The sequence below is a fragment of the Delftia sp. WSY_22 genome (assembly GCF_043104185.1).
Lineage (GTDB): Bacteria > Pseudomonadota > Gammaproteobacteria > Burkholderiales > Burkholderiaceae_C > Comamonas > Comamonas tsuruhatensis.
In genome coordinates, this window is record NZ_JBICKN010000053.1 from 65,208 (window position 1) to 88,613 (window position 23,406).

General features: G+C 68.0%; 19 protein-coding genes. 5 read left to right on the forward strand and 14 right to left on the reverse strand.

The features are described 5' to 3' along the window. Nucleotides 1-44: 44 nt before the first annotated feature. The 6 genes from ACF8NF_RS22990 to ACF8NF_RS23015 form a co-directional block, all read right to left on the reverse strand. Nucleotides 45-1,037, reverse strand: coding sequence for a Bug family tripartite tricarboxylate transporter substrate binding protein (locus ACF8NF_RS22990; protein ID WP_012204371.1), 993 nt, complete (start codon nt 1,035-1,037; stop codon nt 45-47). Between the two features lie 82 nt (nt 1,038-1,119). Further along, nucleotides 1,120-2,982 (reverse strand): dihydroxy-acid dehydratase, encoded by a 1,863-nt coding sequence (gene ilvD / locus ACF8NF_RS22995; RefSeq protein WP_205626960.1) that lies wholly within the window; start codon nt 2,980-2,982, stop codon nt 1,120-1,122. Between the two features lie 117 nt (nt 2,983-3,099). Beyond that, nucleotides 3,100-3,402, reverse strand: a complete 303-nt coding sequence (locus ACF8NF_RS23000; RefSeq protein WP_016450218.1) for a DNA-binding transcriptional regulator — start codon at nt 3,400-3,402, stop codon at nt 3,100-3,102. Further along, nucleotides 3,386-3,769 (reverse strand): type II toxin-antitoxin system RelE/ParE family toxin, encoded by a 384-nt coding sequence (locus ACF8NF_RS23005; protein WP_392451318.1) that lies wholly within the window; start codon nt 3,767-3,769, stop codon nt 3,386-3,388. The genes ACF8NF_RS23000 and ACF8NF_RS23005 overlap by 17 nt, the downstream gene beginning before the upstream one ends. Nucleotides 3,770-4,066: 297 nt before the next feature. Next, nucleotides 4,067-5,536, reverse strand: a complete 1,470-nt coding sequence (gene ccoG / locus ACF8NF_RS23010) for a cytochrome c oxidase accessory protein CcoG (RefSeq protein ID WP_016450216.1) — start codon at nt 5,534-5,536, stop codon at nt 4,067-4,069. Nucleotides 5,537-5,672: 136 nt separating this feature from the next. Then, the gene (locus ACF8NF_RS23015; RefSeq protein ID WP_046239453.1) at nt 5,673-6,248 is read right to left on the reverse strand and encodes a hypothetical protein; all 576 of its coding nucleotides are present in this window, start codon (nt 6,246-6,248) and stop codon (nt 5,673-5,675) included. A 192-nt stretch (nt 6,249-6,440) separates the two neighbouring features. Between ACF8NF_RS23015 and ACF8NF_RS23020 the strand changes: the two genes are divergently transcribed. After that, a complete protein-coding gene (locus tag ACF8NF_RS23020) occupies nt 6,441-7,412 on the forward strand; it encodes a DUF2157 domain-containing protein (protein WP_016453918.1) in 972 nt (323 codons plus the stop codon). Continuing rightward, nucleotides 7,409-9,064, forward strand: a complete 1,656-nt coding sequence (locus ACF8NF_RS23025; protein WP_392451320.1) for a GDYXXLXY domain-containing protein — start codon at nt 7,409-7,411, stop codon at nt 9,062-9,064. The genes ACF8NF_RS23020 and ACF8NF_RS23025 overlap by 4 nt, the downstream gene beginning before the upstream one ends. A gap of 14 nt (nt 9,065-9,078) precedes the next feature. On the opposite strand, the gene ACF8NF_RS23030 is transcribed toward ACF8NF_RS23025, so the two are convergent. The 3 genes from ACF8NF_RS23030 to ACF8NF_RS23040 form a co-directional block, all read right to left on the reverse strand. Continuing rightward, nucleotides 9,079-10,194, reverse strand: a complete 1,116-nt coding sequence (locus tag ACF8NF_RS23030; RefSeq protein ID WP_017407017.1) for a CaiB/BaiF CoA-transferase family protein — start codon at nt 10,192-10,194, stop codon at nt 9,079-9,081. A gap of 157 nt (nt 10,195-10,351) precedes the next feature. Further along, nucleotides 10,352-11,356, reverse strand: a complete 1,005-nt coding sequence (locus ACF8NF_RS23035; RefSeq protein WP_016450211.1) for a tripartite tricarboxylate transporter substrate binding protein — start codon at nt 11,354-11,356, stop codon at nt 10,352-10,354. Nucleotides 11,357-11,431: 75 nt separating this feature from the next. Continuing rightward, a complete protein-coding gene (locus ACF8NF_RS23040) occupies nt 11,432-13,135 on the reverse strand; it encodes an acyl-CoA dehydrogenase family protein (RefSeq protein ID WP_288898713.1) in 1,704 nt (567 codons plus the stop codon). A 136-nt stretch (nt 13,136-13,271) separates the two neighbouring features. Here ACF8NF_RS23040 and ACF8NF_RS23045 point away from each other — a divergent pair, with 136 nt between their 5' ends. After that, nucleotides 13,272-14,171 (forward strand): LysR substrate-binding domain-containing protein, encoded by a 900-nt coding sequence (locus ACF8NF_RS23045; protein WP_392451321.1) that lies wholly within the window; start codon nt 13,272-13,274, stop codon nt 14,169-14,171. Nucleotides 14,172-14,313: 142 nt separating this feature from the next. Here ACF8NF_RS23045 and ACF8NF_RS23050 read toward each other — a convergent pair whose 3' ends face one another. Both ACF8NF_RS23050 and ACF8NF_RS23055 read right to left on the reverse strand, forming a co-directional pair. After that, entirely contained in the window at nt 14,314-17,199 is a 2,886-nt protein-coding gene (locus ACF8NF_RS23050) for an aconitate hydratase (protein ID WP_392451322.1), read from the reverse strand. A 177-nt stretch (nt 17,200-17,376) separates the two neighbouring features. Beyond that, nucleotides 17,377-17,796 (reverse strand): hypothetical protein, encoded by a 420-nt coding sequence (locus ACF8NF_RS23055; protein ID WP_392451323.1) that lies wholly within the window; start codon nt 17,794-17,796, stop codon nt 17,377-17,379. A gap of 456 nt (nt 17,797-18,252) precedes the next feature. On the opposite strand from ACF8NF_RS23055, the gene ACF8NF_RS23060 reads away from it, so the two are divergent. Beyond that, nucleotides 18,253-18,525, forward strand: a complete 273-nt coding sequence (locus tag ACF8NF_RS23060; RefSeq protein WP_097202951.1) for a hypothetical protein — start codon at nt 18,253-18,255, stop codon at nt 18,523-18,525. Nucleotides 18,526-18,696: 171 nt separating this feature from the next. Here the strand turns inward: ACF8NF_RS23060 and ACF8NF_RS23065 are convergent, their stop codons facing one another. Beyond that, entirely contained in the window at nt 18,697-19,119 is a 423-nt protein-coding gene (locus ACF8NF_RS23065; RefSeq protein WP_250439135.1) for a hypothetical protein, read from the reverse strand. 131 nt (nt 19,120-19,250) lie between these two features. Here ACF8NF_RS23065 and ACF8NF_RS23070 point away from each other — a divergent pair, with 131 nt between their 5' ends. After that, on the forward strand, nt 19,251-20,069 hold the full coding sequence (locus ACF8NF_RS23070) for a helix-turn-helix domain-containing protein (RefSeq protein ID WP_047218608.1): 819 nt from the start codon (nt 19,251-19,253) through the stop codon (nt 20,067-20,069). A 76-nt stretch (nt 20,070-20,145) separates the two neighbouring features. Here ACF8NF_RS23070 and acnB read toward each other — a convergent pair whose 3' ends face one another. After that, entirely contained in the window at nt 20,146-22,737 is a 2,592-nt protein-coding gene (acnB, locus tag ACF8NF_RS23075; protein WP_016450204.1) for a bifunctional aconitate hydratase 2/2-methylisocitrate dehydratase, read from the reverse strand. A gap of 63 nt (nt 22,738-22,800) precedes the next feature. After that, nucleotides 22,801-23,382, reverse strand: a complete 582-nt coding sequence (locus ACF8NF_RS23080) for a hypothetical protein (RefSeq protein ID WP_016450203.1) — start codon at nt 23,380-23,382, stop codon at nt 22,801-22,803. Nucleotides 23,383-23,406 lie beyond the last annotated feature (24 nt).

The following is a 23,406-nucleotide window of genomic DNA, read 5'->3' on the forward strand; positions in this document are numbered from 1 at the left end:
GGCATGGAGCGGGCCTTCGCTTCGCTCGGCCCGTTTTGTTCTTTTTAGCCCTCAGCTGTGAATCCCACGCGCTTGACGATGGGGCCCCATTTGGCGAGCTCGGACTGCAGCAGCGCGGCCAGTTCGGCGGGGGTGGAGGATTGGGCGTCCAGGCCGAAGGTGGCCAGGCTGTCCACCACGTCGGGCGTGGCCAGGGCCTTGCGCATGTGGCCGTTCAGGCGCTGCACGGTCTCGGCAGGCGTCTTGGCGGGCACGAAGAAGGCGAACCATTCGCTGTGCGCCATGTCCTTGTAGCCCTGCTCCACCAGCGTGGGCACCTGGGGTGCGAAGCGGCTGCGCTTGGCGCCGCTGACGCCCAGGATGCGCATCTTGCCGCCGGCCAGGTGCTGCAGCATGTCGCCCACGGGGCCGCAGACGGCGGAGACGTTGCCGCCCAGCATGTCCAGCAGCGCCGGCTGGGTGCCGCGGTAGCCGGCGTGCTTGAAGTCCACACCGGCATGCTGGCCCAGCAGGGCGCCGATGAAGTGCGGCGTGGAGCCGGGCGCAGGCGAGCCGAAGTTGGCGCCTGCGGGGTTGGCCTTGGCCCAGGCGAAGAATTCGGGCACGGTGGTCACGCTGGCGGGCACGGCGGGGCCGACGGCAAAGCCGAAGTCGAAGATGCAGCCCACGGTGACTGGCGCCAGGTCGGCCACCGGGTCATAGGGCAGCTTCTTGTAGATGTGCGGGTAGATGGACAGCATGGACGTGGGCGTCTGCAGCAGGGTGGCACCGTCTGCGGGCCGGCCCTTGACGTAGCTGATGGCGATCTGCCCGCCCGCGCCGGTGCGGTTTTCCACCACGGCGGTCTTGGCATAGCCCGACAGCTTGGTGCCCACGCGGCGGCAGATGGCGTCCGAGGTGCCTCCGGCCGCGAAGCCGGTGATGATGTTCAGGGTCTCGATGGGGCCCTGGGCCTGCGCCCAGGCCTGCTGGCCCAGGCTGGCCAGCAGCGCACCCGCTCCAGCGGTGCCCAGCCATTGGCGGCGGTCGATGTTCATGCGTATGTCTCCGGTTGAAATTGAAACTCTGAAAAAAAACAGTGGGGGAACAGCGGGGGAAATGCGTGCCAGCCCGGCGGCTTCAACTGTCGTCGCGCAGCCAGACCACCTGGCCCGAATGCGTGACCGCTCCCTGGTGGGCCGGGCGCACGGTGAGCGCGTATTTTTCCAGCACGCCGCCCAGCGGCGGCATCTGGCGGCGCGCGGCGGCTGATTGTTCCAGACGTTCGGCCAGTTCGGCCTCGCCGATTTCCACCGTGATGCTGCGCGCATCGGCGCGGGCGTCGATGGCGATGAGGTCGCCGTCGCGCAGTGCGGCAATGGGGCCGTTGTCGGCGGCCTCGGGGCCTGCGTAGCCGATGCACAGGCCGCGCGTGGCACCAGAGAAGCGCCCATCGGTCAGCAGGGCCACCTTGTCGCCCATGCCCTGGCCATAGAGCAGCGCCGTGATGCCCAGCATCTCGCGCATGCCGGGGCTGCCGCGCGGGCCTTCGTTGCGGATGACGATGACATCGCCGGCCGCGTACTGCATGGCCTGCACGGCGGCCTGGGCCTGTTCCTCGGACTCGAAGACGCGCGCGGGGCCCCGGTGCACCAGGGTCTTGAGGCCGGCCGTCTTCAGCAACGCGCCATCGGGGCAGAGGTTGCCCTTGAGCACGGTCAGGCCACCGTCGCGCGTGATGGGGTTGCCGGGCGTGCGCACCACCTCGCCATCGGGCGGCGCGGCATCGGCCAGTTCTTCGGCCAGGGTGCGGCCCGTGAAGGTGAGCGCATCGCCGTGGACAAAGCCCTGCTCCATCAGCGTGCGCAGGATCACGCCGGCACCGCCGATGTAGTACACGTCGCGCGCCAGGAAGCGCCCGCCGGGGCGCAGGTCGGCGATCAGCGGCGTGCGCGCGAAGATTTCGGCCACGTCGTCCAGGTGGAAGCGGATGCCGGCCTCGTGCGCGATGGCCGGCAGGTGCAGGGCGGCATTGGTCGATCCGCCCGTGGCGCTGACCACGGCGCAGGCATTCTCCAGCGCCCGGCGCGTGATGATGTCGCGCGGCAGCGGGCCGCCGCCTTCGGCGCTGGCCCACACGGCCTGCATGAGCTGGCGCGCGGCGCGGCGCATCAGCGGTGCGCGCTCGCTGAACACGGCGGGCACCATGCTGGAGCCGATGGGCGCCAGGCCCAGCGCCTCGCTCACCATGCCCATGGTGTTGGCCGTGAACTGGCCTGCGCAGGCGCCGGCCGTGGGCAGGCAGGCGCGGCTCATGGCCTCCAGGTCCTGCGCCGTGGCGGTGCCGGCCAGCACCTGGCCGATGGTCTCGTAGGTATCGACCACATTCAGGTCGCGCCCGTGCACGCCGGGCGCCTGTCCCGGCAGGGCCGAGCCGCCATGCACGAAGACGCTGGGCACATTGCAGCGCACCATGCCCATCATCAGCCCCGGCAGGTTCTTGTCGCAGGCGCCGATGGCGAAGATGCCATCCCACTGGTGGCCGCGCACCGAGGCCTCCACGCTGTCGGCGATCAGCTCGCGCGAGACCAGCGAGAACCGCATGCCCGAATGCGCCATGGTCAGCCCGTCGCTGACCGACACCACAGGGCATTCATGCGGCGTACCGCCCCCGGCATAGATGCCGGTCTTGGCATGCTGGGCCTGGTCGCGCAGGTTGAGGTTGCAGGGGCTCATCTCCCCGCCCGTGTGGAACACGCCGATGTGCGGGCGCTCTATGTCTTCGTCGTCCTGGCCCAGGGCATGCAGGAAGCTGCGCGTGGTGGCACGGATGGTGCCGGAGCGGATCAGGGCGGAGCGAAAAGGCGTGGGCTTGGGCGTGGCCGCTGCCGGGCTGCCGCCGGTGGTGCTGGTGATGCCGGCTGTGGTGGTGGAGGCGGCCAGCGATGCGGAGGCGCTGGACTCGGAAAAGACGTTGTCGGGGGAGGCAGGTTTCTTGTTCATACGCGGGACGGAAAACAGCCGCCCACCATAGCGGGGTCTGCGGATTTCCCTATGAGCATTTACACCAGATCGTGTCGCCCGGGAGTCGCCCGCATACCACCCTTGTGTCGCCCCGGCTCAGAGGATGGCCTGAAGGCCTTTGTCGGCGATGACGTTGAGCAGCTTGAGCGCCGGTCCGGCGGGACGGGTTTCGCCCTGCTCCCATTTGCGCACCGTGGAAGCCGTGGTGTGCAAATGCAGCGCAAACACCGGTTGGCTGAACTTCAAAGTCTCGCGCAGCTGTTTGATGTCGGCCGCCTCGAACTCCCGCACCGGGGGAGGACAGATCGCGTCGAACTCGCGCATCGTCACCTTGTCGATGGCGCCCGCTTCGTACAGCGCAGCCAGATCGCCGCGCAGGGATTCAATGATCTTGCTCACAATGCACCTCCAACAAAACGCCTGACTGCAAGGCCGCCGACAAGGCCTGGGTGGACAGGTCCAGAAACAGCTTGCCTGCAAACCTCAAAGCCCTCTGATCTTCCTGTGTGATGTTCGCCTTGTCGTTCTTGGTGAAACCATGCAGGAAGATGTATCGGTTGCCGATTCGTGCCGACAACAGCGCTCGATAACCCCCACTCTTGCCCGCGCCTGGACGCGCCACCCGCTTCTTGTAGAGAAAGCCCCCCAGGTCCGCGTCGATCAGCCCTCTTTCCATCTCCCTGACCGCCTTGCACAGCGCGGTATCGGGCAGTTTCTCGCTCGCCTGCCATCGGGAAAAGTCCTTGCGTTTGAGAACGCGCGCCATGCCAGCCTCCCAACTATACCCGTTACGGGTATGTATTTCACCTTCATACATATCACCACAGGGTAGAGCCTGCGAATTTGAAGTGCTGCCTCGTGCCTGCCTCATTCAAGCCCCTGTCGTTTCTCCTTGGCCTGACTGCCAGCCCGCTTGTCCGCCTTGTCGGGAAGACACGATAAAAAAAGGCCCCGGAACAAACTTCCGGGGCCTCAAAACCGATGCCAGCCCGCGCTGCAGCGGACCAGGCATCGTGCACAACAACTGCGCTGTACTCGTGAATCAATCCATCCAACCGGCCCTTCAGCGCGGCACCAGGAACGTGCTGTGCGCCTGCTTGGAAAGCGCCGGGTCCCCTACCGCCGTGGCCGTGATCTCCACGCCGTGCGAGCCAGGGCCGGCCGCGCCATAGGGCGCCTGCAGCCGCACCACGACCCAGCGGTCCTGGGCCGCGCCCACGTCCACCTCGGTCTCCGAAGCCACGCGCAGGCCTTCGATGCCCGAGGCCGACAGCACATAGCGCTGGTCCTGCTCCGTGGCATTGCCGATCTGCACGCGGTAGATGTTCTCGATCTGGCCGCCGGCCACGATGCGCGACAGCGTGCCCCGGTCGCGCACCACGTCCACCTTCAGCGGCGTGCGCAGCGCCAGGCTGGCCACCATGGCCGTGGAGATGGCCACCAGCGCCGTGCCGTAGATGAGCACGCGCGGGCGGAAGATGCGGCGCACCAGCTCGCTCTGGCGCCAGCCCCGGGCCACGCCGTTCTGCGTGGACAGGCGGATCAGCCCGCGCGGGTAGTGCATCCGGTCCATGACGCTGTTGCAGGCGTCGATGCACAGGCCGCAGCCGATGCACTCGTACTGCAGGCCGTCGCGTATGTCGATGCCCACGGGGCAGACCTGCACGCACAGCGTGCAGTCGATGCAGTCGCCCAGGCCCTGGGCCCGGTAGTCCACGCCCTTGTGCCGCGGGCCGCGCGATTCGCCGCGTGCGGTGTCGTAGGTGACGACCAGGGTGTCCTTGTCGAACATGGCGCTCTGGAAGCGCGCATAGGGGCACATGTGCTTGCAGACCTGCTCGCGCAGGAAGCCCGCGTTGCCGTAGGTGGCCAGCGCATAGAACAGCACCCAGAAGATCTGCCACGCGCCGGTCAGCGCCAGCACCTCGGGCAGCAGGCTGCGGATGGGCACGAAGTAGCCCACGAAGGTCAGCCCCGTCCACAGCGCAATCAGCAGCCACAGCGCATGCTTGCCACCGCGCCGCGCGATCTTCTCCGGACCCCAGCCGCTGGCATCCAGGCGCAGGCGTGCGCTGCGGTCGCCTTCCAGCCGGCGCTCCACCCACATGAACAGCTCGGTGTAGACCGTTTGCGGGCAGGAAAATCCGCACCACAGCCTCCCCGCCACCGTGGTGAACAGGAACAGCGCCAGCGCCGAGACGATGAGCAGCACGGCCAGGTAGATGAAATCCTGCGGATACAGCAGCCAGCCGAAGATGTAGAAGCGCCGCTGCTCCAGGTCGAACAGCAGGGCCTGCCGGCCGTGGATCTGCAGCCAGGGTATGCCGTAGAAGAACAGCTGCGTGAGCCAGACCATGGCCCAGCGCCAGTTGGCGAAGCGCCCCGAGATGGAGCGCGGCTGGATCTTGCGGCGTGACTCGAACAGCGGGGAATCCGCGCTGGCGTCGGCGATGGGAATCACCTTGCGCGGCGCGGGCCGCGGCCGGGGGGCTGCGGCGGTTTCATCGGGAAGCGGTTTCGGTCGTTCTGACATGCGGGGCCTTCGCCCCGGCCGGTGCGCCCGTGATGCGGGCTTGTCATGAATTGCCGGGGACTGCCTGGACTATGCCCAGCGCCCTGCTCCGCGGGTAGCAGCAGATGCGGTGAATTCGACCGTATCAGATGGAGCTTCAGGCCTGGGGAGCACGAAGACGCGGCACCGCCAGCCGCAACCCCCACGCCACCAGGCACAGCCCCAGCAGCGACGTCAGCGTGCCGATGCGCACATCGGCCTGGAGCACGCCCCAGCGGCTGAAGATCTCCGTCCAGTCATGGTCGCCGCCGCCCACCAGCGGCAGCACCTGGGCGCGCGCGTCCTTCATGTAGCGGGCCACGTTCATCAGGTTCTCGCCCAGCCACATCAGCGAGGCGATCCAGCCCGTGCGCTGGCCCTGCCTGCGGAAATGGCGCATGAACAGGGCGGGGAACAGCAACTGGAACAGCGTGCCGCCGTAGACCGAGAGATGCTGCGAGAACAGGGCCACCAGCGGGTGCCCGGCCTCGTGCAGCGCGAGGTTGGCGTTGTCCAGCAGCATCAGCCAGCGGTCCTCGCTGAAGAAGTGGCCCCAGATGATCCAGGCGCCGAAAGCCGTCAGCGCGATGGCGGCAGGGCGTGTGACCGGCGTCCATTCGACCGGGTCGTCGAAATCGTCGAGGTCGGCGCCGCGCTTCATGGCGCCAGCAACGCCGTTGCGTTCAGAGGGCATGCCAGCGGCTTGGCGGGGTACATGCGAGGTCGGCAAAAAGGGGCAGGCGCAGGATGCATGGCGGCAGTGTTCCGGAGAGTGGGAGGAAGATAGCAGGTTGCACCGGCACCGGGCTGCCGCGTTGCAATCCATCCCGGACAGGTTCTGGCAAAGTCGGGCATCCGCATCTTCAAGCCAAGGAACATCCACACCATGAACCTGCGCCCCTTATTGCATGAGCTTGTCCGCCAGCATGGCCTGGACCGCAAGGCCGCCGTGCAGCTGTTTGCACTGGCGGGATTCGAGCAGGAACCGGCCGCCCTCAGAACCCGCCTGTGGCCCGTGGTGGCCTTGCTGGGCGCGGCGCTGGGCGGGCTGGGCATCGTGCTGTGGATTGCCGCCAATTGGGAGAGCATGGGCCGCATGCAGCGCTTTGCCCTGCTGCAGGGCTTCGTGCTCGTGATGTGTCTTGGCGCGGCATGGCGCGCGGCGGCGCGCGTGCCGCTGTCCGTGCTGGCGCTGCTGGGCACGGGTGCGCTGTTCGCCTTTTTCGGGCAGACCTACCAGACGGGAGCGGACCCCTGGCAGCTGTTTGCGCTGTGGGCAGCGCTGACCCTGCCGCTGGCCCTGGCGGCCCGCAGCGATGGCGTCTGGGTGCCCTGGGTGGTGGTTGCCATGACGGGCATTGCGCTGTGGGCGCAGGCCCATACGCCGCAGTTCTGGGAGGTGGAGTCGCGCGACCTGGGCGTGCATGCCGTGGCCCTGGGCGCCGCCCTTGCCGTCACCGCGGTCATGGCACCGGCCCTGCGACGCTTCACGGGCGCGGGGCTGTGGGCCTTGCGCGGTGCGGGCGCGCTGGCGCTGGCGATGATCACCTCCACCGCCATCAGCGGGCTGTTCCACAGCACGGTGGCGCCGCAGTACCCGCTGGGGCTGGTGCTGCTGGCAGGCGCGGCGGCGCTGGCGGGCCTGCGCAGGCATTTCGACATCTTCCTGCTCAGCGGTGCGGCGCTGGGCCTGAACGTGCTGCTGGTGTGCGGCCTGGTCTACCTGCTGCTGGAGAAACTGGGGGCGGACTTCACGGGCATGCTGCTGCTCGTCGGCCTGGGCGCTGCGTGCCTGCTGGCGGCCACGGTGAGCCTGGTGCTTCGAATGTCCCGCAACGCGGAAGGAGGCCTTCAATGAGCCACGAGCACGACACCCTGCTGCGCCAGGCCGTGGACCAGGGCATCCTGCCGCCTGCTGCCTTGCAGGACCGCCGCCCTGCCGCCAACGACCGCCATTGGGCGGTGGTGCTGCTCACGGCGCTGGGCGCCTGGCTGGCCCTTCTTCCCTTGCTGATTCTGTTTGCGTTTGCCCTGTCCGACTGGATAGAGCGCGGCGCCGGCACCTATGTGATCGGCGCCATGATGCTGGCCGCAGCCGTGGTCGTGCTGCGCGCCGAGGAGCTGCCCGTCTTCCTGGAGCAGCTGGCCCTGCCTGCCATGCTGACCGGCGCCGGCCTGCTGTGCTTTGGCCTGGCGCGCGACCTGTCGGGGCAGGCTGCGGCCGCGATAGGCCTGGCCATTGCGCTGGCCTGCACCGCCGCCATTGCAAGGCCCTGGCTGCGCGTGCTGCTGGGCGCCGCCTGCGCGCTGCTGTTTTGCACCATGCTCTGGCCGGACAACGATCCATCCACCCTGTACGCAGGCCTGCCGACCTGGGTCATCGTGCATGCGGCGCTGCTGCTCTGGATGCTGCTGCTGGCAGCCCAGTGGCGCGCGCTGGGGCAGTCTGCAGCACAGACCCGCATGGCGGCGGCGCTGGAGCCCTTTGCCACGGGCTGGCTGCTGGCGGTGCTGGCTGGCCTGGCCTTTCTGTCCGGCAGGAGCTTCATGGTGGCCGGCGTGCTGGGCGGCGGCCTGGCGGGCGAGCTGGCGCAGGAAGCCGCCCCGAACATCTCCATGGGCGTTCTGACGCAGGCCGGCTCGGCCGTGCTGGCCCTGGCAGCCGCCTGGTTCGCCCAGCGCGCATGGCCCACGCTGCGGCAGCCGCGCGCCGCCGTGGCTGCCGTGGTGCTGGCCGTGCTGAGTGCCTTCCTGCCCTGGCTGGGCGCCTGCCTGCTGGCGCTGGCGGTGACCGGCACCAGCGGCCGCTGGCGGCAGGCCGCAGCGGCCGCCCTGGCTGCGGCCTGGATCGTGGGCAGCTTCTACTACCAGCTGGCCTGGCCACTGGCCACCAAGGCCCTGGTGCTGGCCGGCTGCGGCGCCTTGCTGGGCCTGCTGGCCTGGGCAGGGCCGCGCGCCGCAGTCCTGCCAGGCAGCGCGGAGACCGCCGCCGCATCGGGCGCGGCGCCCCTGCAGCGCTGGGCGCCGTGGCTGGTGGTGCTGACGGCGGCCTGCACGCTGGCGGTGGCCAATATCGGCATTGCGCAGAAGGAGCGCACCATCGCCCAGGGCCGCAAGGTGTTCGTGGAACTGGCGCCGGTGGACCCGCGCTCCCTGATGCAGGGCGACTACATGCGCCTGAACTTCCGCCTGCCTTCCGAGGACAGGGACGTGGAGAAAGAGAACCTGCGCAGCGGACGCCTCTACGCCATCGGCAAGCTCGATGAGCAGGGCGTGGTGCAGTGGCTGCGCACCGGCACGACCAGCGAGCCGCTGGCGCCCGGCGAGCAGCGCTTTGAACTCACCCCGCGCGGCGGCCGGTGGACGCTGGTGACGGATGCCTGGTACTTCCGCGAAGGCGATGGCCAGCGCTGGGAGCAAGCCCGCTACGGCGAGTTCCGCGTGGAGCCCGACGGTCGCGCGCTGCTGGTGGGCATGGCTGACGCGCAACTGCGCCCCATCGTCCCCTGAGCGCACCACGCAAATCACTCGAAACTGTCGCCCTCGGCCAGCGGCGCATGCCGGTAGCTGGCCGGCGTGCGGCTGAGCTTGACGGGCGCGCCCAGGCCCCGGTAGCCGCCCTCCATCTCCACCACCATCTCGCGGTGCAGGGTATGCGGGTGGTTGAGCGCCGCGTCCACGCCCAGCACGGGTGCGGCGGGCACGCCGATGGCCATCAGCGCATCGGCCAGCGCGGGGCCGTCGCAGGACTGCAGGGCCTGCTCCAGCAGCGGCTTGAGCGCATCGCGGTGGTGCGAGCGCTGGCCGGCCGTGGCAAAGCGCTCGTCGGCCACCAGTTGCGGGCATCCCAGATGCTCGCACAGCAGGCGGAACTGGCGGTCGTTGCCCACGGCCAGGAAGACCGGCGTGGTGCCCGTGGCAAAGCTGTCGTAGGGATAGATGTTGGGATGGGCGTTGCCCGATCGCCCTGGCGTCCTGCCGCTCATGAACCAGTTGCCCGCATGCGGGTGCAGCAGCGAGATGCCGCTGTCGTACAGCGAGACATCGACCAGCTGGCCCAGGCCGCTGCGCTGGCGCTCCTGCAGCGCCAGCAGCACGCCGATGACGCCGTTCATGCCCGTGACCATGTCCACCACGGGCAGGCCCACGCGCAGCGGATCGCCGCCGGCCTCGCCGTTGACGCTCATCAGCCCCGTCATGGCCTGGATGGCCGCGTCATAGCCGGGCCAGGCACCCAGCGGACCATCGGCTCCGAAGCCGCTGACGCGGCACCAGATGAGGCGCGGAAAGCGCTCGCGCACCTGCTCCCAGCCAATGCCCCACTTTTCCATGGTGCCGATCTTGAAGTTCTCCACCACCACGTCGGCCTGCTCCATCAGCGCCAGCACGGCCTGCTGGCCTTCGGGCTGGGACAGGTCCAGGAACTGCAGCCGCTTGTTGCGGTTCAGGCCCCGGTAGTAGGAGGACACACCGTCCTGGAACGGCGGCCCCCAGGCGCGCGTATCGTCGCCCTGCGGCGGCTCCACCTTGAGCACGTCGGCGCCGTGGTCGCCCAGGATCTGGCCGCACAGCGGGCCACCAAGAATGCGGGAGAGGTCGAGGACACGGATGCCCTGAAGGGCACCATTGGCTCTGCTCATAAAGTTTCTTTCTTCATTGGCACAAGGTGCAAGACTGGCGTGCTTCAAGCCACCGGGGCGCCCAGCAAGGGCCGCCCCGCAGCGAAGGCGCCGTCCCACTCCCGCGTGCGAGAGAGGGGGAAGCGGCGTAGCCGCTCAGGGGGTGTTCTCCATCTGTTCAGTCGAGCTTCGCGCCGGAGGCATCGACCACGGCTTTCCATTTGGTCACTTCCTGAGCGATGAAGGTCGACAGCCCCGCTGGCGACAGATCCGATGCCGGCTCCAGCCCCTGGTCGGCAAAGGTCTTGCGGATGCGCTCGCTGCCCAGGGCCTTGCGGAAGGCCGCGTTCAGCGTCTCGATGCGGTCGGCCGGGGTGCCGGCCGGTGCCACCACGCCGAAGAACACGCTCACGTCGTAGCCGGGCAGGCCCTGCTCGGCGATGGTGGGAATATCGGGCATGGCCTGGGAGCGCTTTTCCGTGGCCACGCCAATGGCCTTGAACTTGCCGGCCTTGATGTAGGGCATGGCGGTGAGGATGTCGGTGAAGGTCATGTTCACCTGCCCCGCCAGCAGGTCGTTGAGCGCCGGGCCCGTGCCCTTGTACGGGATGTGCTGCAGCGAGGTGCCGGCCATCTTGTTGAACAGCACGCCGGCCAGGTGCGAGGAGGCGCCGTTGCCCGAGGACGCATAGTCCAGGCTGCCCGGCTTGGCCTTGTCCTGGGCAATCAGCTCCTGCACGGTGGTGGCCTTGGTGGCCGGGTTGACCACCAGCACATTGGGCAGGTGGCCCACGCGGATGATGGGCGCGAAGCTGGTCTGCGGGTCGTAGTTGATCTTGCGGTACAGGTGCTTGTTGATGGCCAGCGGCCCCGAGGTGCCGAACATGATGGTGTAGCCGTCGGGCCTGGCGCGGGCCACGAAGTCGGCGCCGATGTTGCCGCCTGCGCCGGCCTTGTTCTCCACGATCACGCTCTGGCCCAGCGTCTCGGTCAGCGCCGTGGCCAGCACGCGTGCCATGGCGTCCGTGGGCCCGCCGGGCGGGAAGGGAACGACGAAGCTGATGGGCCGCTCGGGAAAGCGCTCGGCCAGTGCGGCGGCCGGCAGCGCGGCGGTGGCGGCGAGCGCACAGGCGCACAGGAATCGGCGTTTCTGGAAGGACGGCTTCGGGTCAGTGCAAGGCATGGTGTTTGTCTCCGGTACTTGTGCGGTCATCCCTGTGGACGGGATGTGTGTTCTGGGTCGGTGCGGTCGATGGGCTCAGCGTGTCCAGCCTTCGGGCAGGTCGCCTGCCGCCAGCGGGTCGCGCGGCAGCACGCGGTGCAGCAGCACCAGCTGGGCCCAGCGCATGCGTTCGGCACTGCGTGTGCAAGAGGCCTCCCAGGCCATGGCCGTGGCCGTGAAGCAGTGGTACAGGCCCGAGGCGGCGGCGCGCGCCAGGCGGTCACCGCCCTCCTCGGCCGCGCGCAGGGCCAGGGCCGCAGCCTTGTCCATGCTGGCCGACAGCGCGGCCTTGAATTCCGTGGCCGCCTCGGTCTGGGCCAGCAGCTGGGCCGCGTGGTCGCGCAGCACGGGCAGCGAGCCTTCGCGCTTGATGGCGCGGATCACGTCCAGCGCCACGATGTTGCTGGTGCCTTCCCAGATCGATCCCAGGTGGGAGTCGCGCACCAGGCGCGGATCGCTCCACTCCTCGATGTAGCCGCAGCCGCCGCGCACCTCCATGGCATCGCCCGTGACCTTGCGCGCGTCGCGGCAGGCGCGGAACTTGATCATGGGCGTGAGGATGCGCAGCAGCGCGTAGGCGCCGTCTTCGCCTGCGTCCGAACGCTGCAGCGCCTGGGCCGTCTGCAGCACCATGGTGCGGGCCTGCTCGGAGTAGATGCGCAGCTTGTCGAGCTGGCGCTGCATCAGCGGCATGTCCTGCAGGGCCTTGCCGAAGGCGCGGCGCTCGCGCGCCACGTACTCGGCCTCGGCCACGGCACGGCGCATCAGCCCGGCCGAGCGCACGCCGTTGGACAGGCGCGAGTTGTTCACCATGTCGGCCATCTGCACGAAGCCGCGGCCCTGCTCGCCCACCAGGTAGGCGACGGCGCCGTCGAGCACGATCTCGCCGCTGGCCATGGAGCGCGTGCCCAGCTTGTGCTTGAGCCGCACGATGCGGTAGTGGTTGGCCGAGCCATCGTCCAGCCGGCGCGGCAGCAGGAACAGCGAGATGCCCTTCATGCCCGCCGGCGCGCCTTCCACGCGCGCCAGCACCATGGCGAAGTCGGCATCGGGGTTGGAGCAGAACCACTTGTCGCCGGACAGGCGCCAGCTGCCGTCGGCGGCCGGGCGGGCCAGCGTCTGGGTGTTGGAGATGTCCGAGCCGGCCGCCTGCTCGGTCATGAACATGGCGCCCTGGGCCTGGTCCTCGAAGCGCAGCTGCGTCATGCGCGGCCAGTACTTCTCGACCAGGGCCGGCTCGCCGTACTTGCGCAGCGTGCGCGCCAGCGAGTCCGTCATGGACAGCGGGCAGCACAGGCCGAACTCGGCCTGCACGAACAGATAGGTCAGCGCGTACTTGGCCAGCGGCGGCAGCTTGCCATCCCAGCCCAGCACGCCCGTGCGGTGCGACATGACGGCCAGGCCGAACTCGCCGTAGGCCACGCGCTCCATCTCCACATAGGCCGGATGCTTGACGATGCGCTGCGCATCGCGCCCCGTGCGGTCGCGGTGCTCCAGCTCGGGCGGATTGCGGTCGGCGGTCAGCGCCCATTCATCGATCTCGCGGCCGGCCAGCGCGCCCATGCGCTCCAGATGGGGCTGCAGGTGCGCGTTCACCTCGGGCGGCAGGTACAGCGCCAGCAGGGGCTGCAACTGCGAATCGGTGGTGTACAGGTTGCTGCCGTGGCGGTCGGGCACGGCCTGGAAAGCCTGGGCGGGGGAAGACTGCATGGCGGCCAGCGCCTGCGGTTCGGGGTTCATGGTCTGTCTCCTGTGCGGGAACCTGGCCCGGGCGCATGGGCTCCGGGTCTTGGGGATGCCCCCATTCTTGGAAACAGTTCTATTCGAGTCAAATATCGATAACGTATTGATCAATAGTCAAACCGGATAGAACGCCATGGAGCTGAGACAACTGAGGTACTTTCTGGTGCTGGCCGAGGAGCTGCACTTCAGCCGCGCAGCCCAGCGCCTGTCCATCTCCCAGCCGCCGCTGAGCGTGGCCATCCGCCAGCTGGAGGAAGATCTGGGCGCCCAGCTGTTCGAGCGCACCAGCAAGGAGGTGCGGCTCACGGCCGCCGGCAAGCACCTGCGCGTGCAGGCCCAGGACATCATGGAACAGGCCCAGCGCGTGCGCCAGGACATGCGCGCCATCGCCGACGGCGTGCAGGGCCGCATCCGGCTGGGCTTTGTGGGTTCGGCCATCTACCGCGGGCTGCCCGAGGCGCTGGAGAGCTTTCGCGCCCGGCACCCGCTGGTGCGCATCGACATGCTGGAGCTCAACAGCGCAGAGCAGATCGCCGGCCTGCAGCAGGAGCGGCTGGACCTGGGCCTGCTGCACGCCACGCGCCCCGCGCCAGGCCTGCAATCACACACCCTGGTGAGCGAGCCGTTCATGGCCTGCCTGCCGGACAGCCACGCGCTGGCCGGACTGCGCAAGCTGCAGGTGCGCCAGCTGGCGGGCGAACGCATGGTGCTGTTCTCGCGCCAGGTCTCGCCCGACTACCACCAGCAGATATGGCAGATCTGCCAGAGCGAAGGCTTCACGCCCGACCTGCACCATGAGGTGAGGCACTGGCTGTCCGTGCTGTCCATGGTTTCGCTGCGTCAGGGCGTGTCCCTGGTGCCGGCCTGCCTGCAGCGCGTGGGCTTTCCGGGGCTGGCCTTCGTGCCCATCCAGGGCCGGCACCCGCAGTCGCAGATGCAGGCCATGTGGCACCCGGGCCATGTGCAGCCCCTGGTCGAATCGCTGCTGGCCCATCTGCGCGACAGCGTGCGCAGGCTGGGGCAGCAGCCATAAACGCCACACCCTTGCTCAGTTCACTCTGTCCAAAACTGGCGTGACCCAGAAGCGAGGGACACCGAGCAAGGGCCGCCCCGCTGCCAGGATGTCGTCCCCCTTGCAGGGGGAAGCCGCATAGCGGCTCAGGGGGTTTCCAACTTCATTCCAGGAGCTGCCTGAGAACGTACGGCAGGATGCCGCCGTGCTTGTAATAGTCCACCTCGATGGGCGTGTCGATGCGCAGCTTGACCACCACGGTCTGCTTGCTGCCATCGGCACGCGTGATCACCAGCTGGGCCTCGCTTTGCGGTGCCAGGTCGGCGGCGGGAATCACCTCCACGAACTCCTCGCCCGTCAGGCCCAGGGTCTGCCAGCTGTCCGTGCCCAGGAACTGCAGCGGCAGCACGCCCATGCCGACCAGGTTGGAACGGTGGATGCGCTCGAAGCTGCGCGCCACCACGGCCTTGATGCCCAGCAGCTGCGTGCCCTTGGCGGCCCAGTCGCGGCTCGATCCCGTGCCGTATTCCTCGCCCGCGAAGATCACGGTGGCGCGGCCCTCGGCCTGGTACTTCATGGCCGCGTCGTAGATGGGCATCTTGGTGACCTGTCCCGTGCCGTCGCGGTACAGCGTCAGGCCGCCCTCCTCGCGCGAGCCATCGGGCTGCGCGGGAATCATCAGGTTCTTGATGCGCACGTTGGCAAAGGTGCCGCGCATCATCACCTCATGGTTGCCGCGCCGCGAGCCGTAGCTGTTGAAGTCGGCCTTTTGCACGCCGTGGGCCAGCAGCCACTGGCCTGCGGGCGAGCTTTCCTTGATGGAGCCGGCCGGCGAGATGTGGTCGGTGGTGATGGAGTCGCCGAACAGCGCCATCACGCGCGCGCCGTGCACCACGTAGGGGTTGGAGCCCTCGGCGCCGGCAGCACCGGCGGCAGGCGCGTCCAGCTGGAGCCGGAAATCATCGAAGAACGGCGGCTCGGCAATGTAGGTGCTCTCGGGCCAGGTATAGGTGGCGCCCGTCACGCCGTGGATCTTTTCCCAGAGCTTGCCGGGCTCGGAGCGCACCTTCTCGTAGTTCTCGCGGAAGGCCTTGCCGTTCATGGCGTACTTCATCAGCGCGTGGATCTCTTCGCTGGTCGGCCAGATGTCGCCCAGGTAGATGTCACGGCCGTTCTTGCCCTGGCCCACGGGCTCGGTCATCAGGTCGCGGCGCACCGTGCCGGCAATGGCATAGGCCACGACCAGGGGCGGGCTGGCCAGGAAGTTGGCCTTGATGTTGGGGTGGATGCGCGCCTCGAAGTTGCGGTTGCCCGACAGCACGGCCGCGCAGACCAGGTCGTTGCTGGTGATGGCCTCGTTGAGCTCCGGCGTGAGGTCGCCCGCGTTGCCGATGCAGGTGGTGCAGCCGTAGCCGGCCAGCGCAAAGCCCAGCTTTTCCAGGTAGGGCAGCAGGCCGGCTTCGGTCAAATACTCCGTCACCACGCGCGAGCCCGGCGCCAGAGAGGTCTTGATGTGCGGCTGCACCGTGAGCCCGGCCTTCACCGCCTTCTTGGCCAGCAGGCCGGCGGCCAGCATCACGCTGGGGTTGGAGGTGTTGGTGCAGCTGGTGATGGCGGCAATCAGCACGTCGCCGTTGGCGATGCTCAGGCGCTTGGGCGGCGTGGGGGCATCGACCGGTGCCTCGCTGTGGGCGGCCTCCAGCTTGGGCTTGTTGGCCTCCATCTCGGCCAGCGAGCGCTGCGCGCCCGGCGGATGGGCCGGCGTCTCGGGCGCCACCTCGCCCTCGCCGCCACCGCCTACGGGAAAGCTCCGGCCCAGCCGTTCGATCGGCTGGTTGAACCCGTTGTGCGCCGCAGGGGCACTGAACAGCTCATCGAACTTGGACGACACATTGCCCAGCTCGATGCGGTCCTGCGGGCGCTTGGGTCCGGCCAGGCTGGGCGCCACCGTGCCCAGGTCCAGGCGCACCACATGCGAGTAGTCGATCTCGCCGGCGGCCGGCACGCCGAACAGTTCCTGCGCGCGGAAATAGCCCTCGAAGGCCTCGATCTCGGCCTTGCTGCGGCCCGTGCCCTTGAAGTAGTCGATGGTTTTTTCATCGACGGGGAAAAAGCCCATGGTGGCGCCGTACTCGGGCGCCATGTTGCCGATGGTGGCGCGGTCGGGCAGCGCCAGGGTGCGCGTGCCTTCGCCGAAGAACTCCACGAACTTGCCCACCACCTTCTCGCGGCGCAGGATCTCGGTCACCGACAGCACCAGGTCGGTGGCCGTCACGCCCTCGCGCAGCTGGCCCGACAGCTCGAAGCCCACCACATCGGGCGTGAGGAAGTACACGGGCTGGCCCAGCATGGCGGCCTCGGCCTCGATGCCGCCCACGCCCCAGCCCACCACGCCGATGCCGTTGATCATGGTCGTGTGGCTGTCCGTGCCCACCAGGGTGTCGGGGTAGTGCACGCCGTCCTTGGTCTTGTGCACGCCGCGCGCCAGGTACTCCAGGTTCACCTGGTGGACGATGCCGAAGCCCGGCGGCACCACGCCGAAGGTGTCGAAGGCCTGCATGCCCCACTTCATGAACTGGTAGCGCTCCTTGTTGCGCTGGAACTCCAGCTTCATGTTCAGGTCCAGCGCCTTCTTGGTGCCGAAGTAGTCCACCATGATGGAGTGGTCCACCACCAGGTCCACGGGCACCAGCGGCTCGATGGACTTGGGCTTCTTGCCCAGCCTGGCGGCCGTGCTGCGCATGGCGGCCAGGTCGGCCAGCAGCGGCACGCCCGTGAAATCCTGCAGCACCACGCGCGATACCACGAAGGGGATCTCGTCCACGCGCTCGGCCTGGGGCTTCCAGTTCGCCAGCTGCTCCACATGCTCGCGCGTCACCTTGTTGCCATCGCAGTTGCGCAGCACGGACTCCAGCACGATGCGCAGCGACACGGGCAATCGCCGGACCTGTGGATATTGCCTTGCCAGCTCAGGCAGGGAGAAGAACTTGCCCTTCTTGCCCCCCGCCGCAGCAAAGGTCTTGAGGGTGTTTTCATATTCGTGGCGCATCGTGAGACTCCTGGATGAAACTCTGGGAAGGCACATGCGCGCCGCCTTTTTCCGGGCTGCTGGGCATGTACCAAGACTCTGATTTCCATTGTGCCCAGAAGTGCCCGCGGATGCTGTGGTCCATTGGCGATAGTCACACGCGGACAACGCTGTCCGCGCGGAAAAAGCGGCAGGCTTTCACGGGGCTGTCATCGGACCGGCCAGCGAAGCCCTGCTGCGCCACAACCCCGCGCACTGCAGATCGCCCAGCGCCACGCCGATGGCCGCCTGGCCCAGCACCCATGCCCAGCCTGCGGGCGCAGGCTCCAGCACGCCGCTGTACAGCACAACCCCGCAGGCCAAGGCCCAGCCGAAGTTGCCGAACACGGCAATGGCCACCAGCCCCCGGCTGCGCGGCATGCGGCACGCGCCCCAGCCAGCCACGCAGGCCCAGGCCAGCAAGAAGCACCCCGTGCCCAGCAGCAGCGCCTGCGGCAACCCCGTGACAACGGCCAGCGGCTGCGCGAAGGCCAGTTGCACCGCACCCGCGGCAACGCAGCAGATGGCGTCGGCCCACAGGGTGCGGGGCAGGAAACGGGCATGGGAAAACATCGGCATCAGCACTCCTTGTGGATTGCCGGGCATGCACCTCGCAAGCCGGCCCCGCCGATGCTCCGCCGCCACCGCCCCCCGAGTCCATGACCTGCCAGGTCATGCCAGCCCCGCTGGAGCAACTCCAGTCGCTATGCCACAATCCGCACCAGCCCCCTGTCACGGGGCCGGTGCTTGAAAACACCTTTTCCAAGACTAGCGGTGCAGCCTCCCCGTCAGCGAGGCTTTGTCACGTCTGAATCCTGTATTCGTGGGCGCTTGCCCACGTCTGTGCGATTTCGGGCGGGATGGGGCTCACCGCAAGGCTGCCCGCACGACTAGTCTCGTGTTTTCAACATCCCGCCCACCTGCCTGCGCTTGAAAACGCAACCCGGTGGTCTCAAGCCTCGACTAGGAGCACGGAAGCATGCGCAATGTTTGCCTTTCCACGGCCTCTCTCAACCTTGCATGGAGAGCCGAGCCATGACACCCAGACCCCCACCCAGCGCCGAGCATTTCACCCAGGTCGTGACCGAGGTGGACCGCCTGGTGCAGCAAGGCTGTGCCGAGATCTCGGCACTCTCCCGCATGGCCCTGCTGTGGCTGGAAACGCCCGAGACCAGCAACCGCCTGGACGTGCTCGCCAGCGCCCTGCGCACCATCCGCAACAGCGCCGACATGCTGGCCAGCGAAACCAGCGGCGAAGTCGTCGCCGTGGGCTGCTCCCACCACGTCAAAAGCAGCGCAGCCCCCTGAACCCGGCCGAGCGCAGCAAAGGCCCGCACCAGCCCCCCCGTATGCCAGCGCCTGCGTCGGGCCGCCTTCTTTAGCCTGACCTTTCTTGGCAAGAAAGGGCCGTCGGCTGCCGGGCCGAGACCCGGCCTCGAAAAACAACGGCCCGGCAGGGTCAAAACAAGCCCGCTGTAGTCATGACATGGCAACACGCGCACCGCCAACCACATCCCGCGTGCGCCGCAACCCAGTCCACTGCAACTCAGCCAACACCACAACCACCAACGCCTGAGCCAACACCCACGCCACCCCCCAGGCAGACAACCCCAACCCACCAAACGCCAACAGCGCAACACAGCCCACAGCCCACCCCAAATTCCCCACAACCACCAGCCCGATCAACCGCCGCGGCACAGGCGAGCGCGCCGCCATCCACGCAGCCAGCAGCGCATAGCCCAGCAAAAACCAGCCTGTGGACTGCAGCAGCGCCAGAGGCAACCCCGTCACATCCGACAGCGGCTGCCCCGCCACCAGTTGCAAGGCGCCCGAGGCGGCGCAGGAAGCAGCATCGGCCCACATCACGCGGGGCAGGAAACGGGGGGAAGCGAACATCGACATGGCGAACTCCTTGAGAGCAACAGGCACACACCGTGCATGCCATGGACTGCATGGTCCGCCGCAGGCTGCACAGGGTCGATAACCTCGCAGGTCATGGCCGCCACGCCGGCCCCGCCGCTACGATGCGGACCATGACCTCCACCGCCCATCCACCGTCCGCGCGCTCGCCCTTCGGCGACCATCTGCGCCACTGGCGCCAGCACCGCCGCCTGAGCCAGCAGGGCCTGGCACTGGAGGCCGAGATCTCCACGCGCCACCTGAGCTATGTGGAAACCGGCCGCGCCCAGCCCAGCCGCGAGATGGTGCTGCGCCTGGTGGAGCGCCTGGGCGTGCCTCTGCGCGAGCGCAACGCGCTGCTGGTGGCCGCAGGCTATGCGCCCATGTACCAGGCCCGGCCGCTGGACCACCCTGACCTGGCCGCCGCGCGCCAGGCCGTGGACCTGGTGCTCAAGGGCCACGAACCCAATCCGGCCCTGGCCGTGGACCGTCACTGGAACCTGGTGGCCGCCAACGCCATCGTGCCGCTGCTGCTGGCCGGCGTGGCGCCCTGGCTGCTGGAGCCGCCCGTCAATGTGCTGCGCCTGAGCCTGCACCCCGAAGGCCTGGGCCCGCGCCTGGCCAATGCAGCCCATTGGCGCGCGCATCTGCTGCACCGCCTGCAGCAGCAGATTGCCGCCACGTCGGATGCGCAGTTGCAGGCGCTGCACGACGAGATTGCCGCCTACCCGTTCAAGGAAGATGAAGCGGACTCACATGGCGCAGCACCTGCCAGCCACATTGCCGTGCCCTTCGCGCTGGACACCGACCATGGCCGGCTGAACTTCATCAGCACCATCACCATCTTCGGCACGCCGGTGGATGTGACACTGCAGGAGCTGGCCGTGGAGTCGTTCTTTCCAGCGGATGCGCAGACGCAGGAGGTGCTGGGGCGGTTGAGGCAGGCTGCGTAAACCGGAAAGTACAGAGCCAGAAAGCAGCAAAGCCCGCCGAAGCGGGCTTTGCTCATGGAGCCGGATCAGGTCGGACTCAGGCGCTCACGCCCTTGGCCACGTCCGCGTACTCTTCGATCTGGTCGAAGTTCATGTAGCGGTAGACGCTGGACTTGTCGGCATCGATCACGCCCATTTCCTTGAGGTATTCCTCCTTGGTGGGCAGCTTGCCCAGGCGCGATGCGATGGCGGCCAGCTCGGCCGAGCCCAGGAACACGTTGGTGTTCTTGCCCAGGCGGTTGGGGAAGTTGCGGGTCGAGGTGGAGATCACCGTCGCGCCTTCGCGGACCTGGGCCTGGTTGCCCATGCACAGCGAGCAGCCCGGCATTTCGGTGCGGGCACCGGCCGTGCCGAAGGCGGCGTAGTGGCCTTCCTTGATCAACTCGTTCTGGTCCATCTTGGTGGGCGGAGCCACCCACAGCTTGACGGGGATGTCGCGCTGGCCGCCCAGCAGCTTGGCTGCTGCGCGGAAGTGGCCGATGTTGGTCATGCACGAACCGATGAAGGCTTCATCGATCTTGGTGCCGGCCACTTCGGACAGGAACTTGGCGTCATCGGGATCGTTGGGGCAGCAGACGATGGGTTCCTTGATGTCGGCCAGGTCGATCTCGAACACGGCAGCGTATTCGGCGTCCTTGTCGGCTTCGAGCAGGTCGGGCTTGGCCAGCCAGGCTTCGACCTTCTCGATGCGGCGCTGCAGCGTCTTGGCGTCGGCGTAGCCGTCGGCGATCATGTTCTTCATCAGAACGATGTTCGAGGTCAGGTACTCCTTGATCGGCTCGGGGTTGAGCTTGATCGTGCAGCCGGCAGCCGAGCGCTCGGCCGAGGCGTCGGACAGCTCGAAAGCTTGCTCGACCTTGAGGTCGGGCAGGCCTTCGATTTCCAGGATGCGGCCCGAGAAGATGTTCTTCTTGCCGGCCTTGGCCACGGTCAGCGCGCCTGCCTTGATGGCGTACAGGGGAATGGCATGCACCAGGTCACGCAGGGTGACGCCGGGCTGCATTTCGCCCTTGAAGCGCACGAGCACGGACTCGGGCATGTCCAGGGGCATCACGCCCGTGGCGGCGCCGAAGGCCACCAGGCCGGAACCTGCGGGGAAGGAGATGCCGATGGGGAAGCGCGTGTGCGAGTCGCCGCCCGTGCCCACGGTGTCGGGCAGCAGCAGGCGGTTGAGCCAGGAGTGGATCACGCCGTCACCGGGACGCAGGGCCACGCCGCCGCGGTTGCTGATGAAGGCAGGCAGCTCGCGGTGGGTCTTGACGTCCACGGGCTTGGGGTAGGCGGCCGTGTGGCAGAAGGACTGCATGACCATGTCGGCCGAGAAGCCCAGGCAGGCCAGGTCCTTGAGCTCGTCGCGGGTCATGGGGCCGGTGGTGTCCTGCGAACCCACGGTGGTCATGCGCGGCTCGCAGTAGGTACCGGGGCGCACGCCCTGGCCTTCCGGCAGGCCGACGGCGCGGCCGACCATCTTCTGGGCCAGCGTGAAGCCGGCGTTCGAAGCAGCGGGCGCCTGGGGCAGGCGGAACACGGTGGAGGCAGACAGGCCCAGGAATTCGCGGGCCTTGGCGGTCAGCGAACGGCCGATGATCAGGTTGATGCGGCCGCCGGCGCGCACTTCGTCGAACAGCACGTCGCTCTTGAGCTGGAACTCGGCGACGGTCTCGCCGTTCTTGACCAGCTTGCCGTCATAGGGCAGCACGTCGATGACGTCGCCCATCTCCAGCTTGGAGACGTCCACTTCGATGGGCAGCGAGCCGGAGTCTTCCTGCGTGTTGAAGAAGATGGGGGCGATCTTGCCGCCCAGGGTCACGCCGCCGAAGCGCTTGTTGGGCACGAAGGGGATGTCCTGGCCCGTGGCCCAGACGATGGAGTTGGTGGCCGACTTGCGCGAGGAGCCGGTGCCGACCACGTCGCCCACGTAGGCGACCAGGTGACCCTTCTTCTTGAGGTCGTCGATGAACTGCATCGGGCCGCGCTTGCCGTCTTCCTCGGGCTTGAAGGCCGCGTCGGGACGGGTGTTCTTGAGCATGGCCAGGTAGTGCAGCGGGATGTCCGGACGGCTCCAGGCATCGGGTGCAGGCGACAGGTCGTCGGTGTTGGTCTCGCCGGGCACCTTGAAGACGGTGACGGTGATCTTCTTGTCCACTTCGGGGCGCGAGGTGAACCACTCGGCGTCGGCCCAGCTCTGCATGACTTCCTGGGCCTTGGCGTTGCCGGCCTTGGCCTTGGTGGCCACGTCGTTGAAGAAGTCGAACATCAGCAGCGTCTTCTTCAGCGCGTCGGCAGCGACGCCGGCGACTTCGGCGTCGTCCAGCAGCTCGATCAGGGGATGCACGTTGTAGCCGCCCACCATGGTGCCCAGCAGCTCGGTGGCCTTGGCCTTGGAGATGAGAGCCACCTGGATGTCACCGTGGGCCACGGCCGCCAGGAAGCTGGCCTTGACCTTGGCGGCATCGTCCACGCCCGGAGGAACGCGGTGCGTGAGCAGGTCGAGCAGGAAGGCGTCCTCGCCAGCGGGCGGGTTCTTGATCAGCTCGATCAGTTCGGCAACCTGCTTGGCATCCAGCGGCAGCGGGGGGATACCGAGCGCGGCGCGTTCGGCCACGTGGTCACGGTAGGCTTTCAACATGATTCTCTCTCCATGGTTTTCTAAAGTGGGGCTGCTTGCGGGACGCTCAGGTCCGGGCCTGGATTACTGGCCGGCGGGCTTGGGTGCTTCCAGCAGGCTGGGAGGCGGGTTCTTCTTGATGGCCTCGGCCACCTGAAGCTGGTCAGGGCTCATGCATTCGTCGGCCAGGCGCTGGCCGACCTTCTGGTTCATGAGCATGGACTTGTTGGCGATCTGCAGCCAGACGGCGCCGGCATGCTTGTCTTCCAGGCGCACGGTGCCGGTCGAGGTCTTGACGGGCGCCATGTGGTACTTGAAGCCCTTGCCGTCGATGTTGAAGTAGCCGGGGTTGGACTGGTCGGCCGTGACATTGACGAAGGCGCCCAGCTCGCAGGGAATGCGGCCGGTGTGCACGCGCTCCGAGATGGCCAGGTCTTCGGCGGACAGCGGCTGCTGGGCAGCAGCTGCCACGGCCGCCGCACCGCCGACTGCGGCAGCGCCGGCAGCGGCCTTGGCCGCGGTGGCCTTCTTGGCGGGAGCCTTCTTGACCGCAGGCTTGGCGGCGGCCTTGGCCGGAGCCTTCTTGGCAGGTTCGGCGGCGCTGGCGCCCAGGCCCATGGCCAGCAAGGGGGCTGCGATCAGGATGGAGGCGATAGCTGTCTTCATACGTTGGGCTCCTGCAAATTCCCG

Coding starts and splice junctions, on each gene's coding strand:
- ACF8NF_RS22990 (WP_012204371.1), bottom strand. CDS start 1,037: ATGAACATCGACCGCCGCCAATGGCTGGGCACCGCTGGAGCGGGTGCG.
- ilvD (WP_205626960.1), bottom strand. CDS start 2,982: ATGAACAAGAAACCTGCCTCCCCCGACAACGTCTTTTCCGAGTCCAGC.
- ACF8NF_RS23005 (WP_392451318.1), bottom strand. CDS start 3,769: ATGGCGCGCGTTCTCAAACGCAAGGACTTTTCCCGATGGCAGGCGAGC.
- ccoG (WP_016450216.1), bottom strand. CDS start 5,536: ATGTCAGAACGACCGAAACCGCTTCCCGATGAAACCGCCGCAGCCCCC.
- ACF8NF_RS23015 (WP_046239453.1), bottom strand. CDS start 6,248: ATGCCCTCTGAACGCAACGGCGTTGCTGGCGCCATGAAGCGCGGCGCC.
- ACF8NF_RS23020 (WP_016453918.1), top strand. CDS start 6,441: ATGAACCTGCGCCCCTTATTGCATGAGCTTGTCCGCCAGCATGGCCTG.
- ACF8NF_RS23025 (WP_392451320.1), top strand. CDS start 7,409: ATGAGCCACGAGCACGACACCCTGCTGCGCCAGGCCGTGGACCAGGGC.
- ACF8NF_RS23030 (WP_017407017.1), bottom strand. CDS start 10,194: ATGAGCAGAGCCAATGGTGCCCTTCAGGGCATCCGTGTCCTCGACCTC.
- ACF8NF_RS23035 (WP_016450211.1), bottom strand. CDS start 11,356: ATGCCTTGCACTGACCCGAAGCCGTCCTTCCAGAAACGCCGATTCCTG.
- ACF8NF_RS23040 (WP_288898713.1), bottom strand. CDS start 13,135: ATGAACCCCGAACCGCAGGCGCTGGCCGCCATGCAGTCTTCCCCCGCC.
- ACF8NF_RS23045 (WP_392451321.1), top strand. CDS start 13,272: ATGGAGCTGAGACAACTGAGGTACTTTCTGGTGCTGGCCGAGGAGCTG.
- ACF8NF_RS23050 (WP_392451322.1), bottom strand. CDS start 17,199: ATGCGCCACGAATATGAAAACACCCTCAAGACCTTTGCTGCGGCGGGG.
- ACF8NF_RS23055 (WP_392451323.1), bottom strand. CDS start 17,796: ATGCCGATGTTTTCCCATGCCCGTTTCCTGCCCCGCACCCTGTGGGCC.
- ACF8NF_RS23060 (WP_097202951.1), top strand. CDS start 18,253: ATGACACCCAGACCCCCACCCAGCGCCGAGCATTTCACCCAGGTCGTG.
- ACF8NF_RS23065 (WP_250439135.1), bottom strand. CDS start 19,119: ATGTCGATGTTCGCTTCCCCCCGTTTCCTGCCCCGCGTGATGTGGGCC.
- ACF8NF_RS23070 (WP_047218608.1), top strand. CDS start 19,251: ATGACCTCCACCGCCCATCCACCGTCCGCGCGCTCGCCCTTCGGCGAC.
- acnB (WP_016450204.1), bottom strand. CDS start 22,737: ATGTTGAAAGCCTACCGTGACCACGTGGCCGAACGCGCCGCGCTCGGT.
- ACF8NF_RS23080 (WP_016450203.1), bottom strand. CDS start 23,382: ATGAAGACAGCTATCGCCTCCATCCTGATCGCAGCCCCCTTGCTGGCC.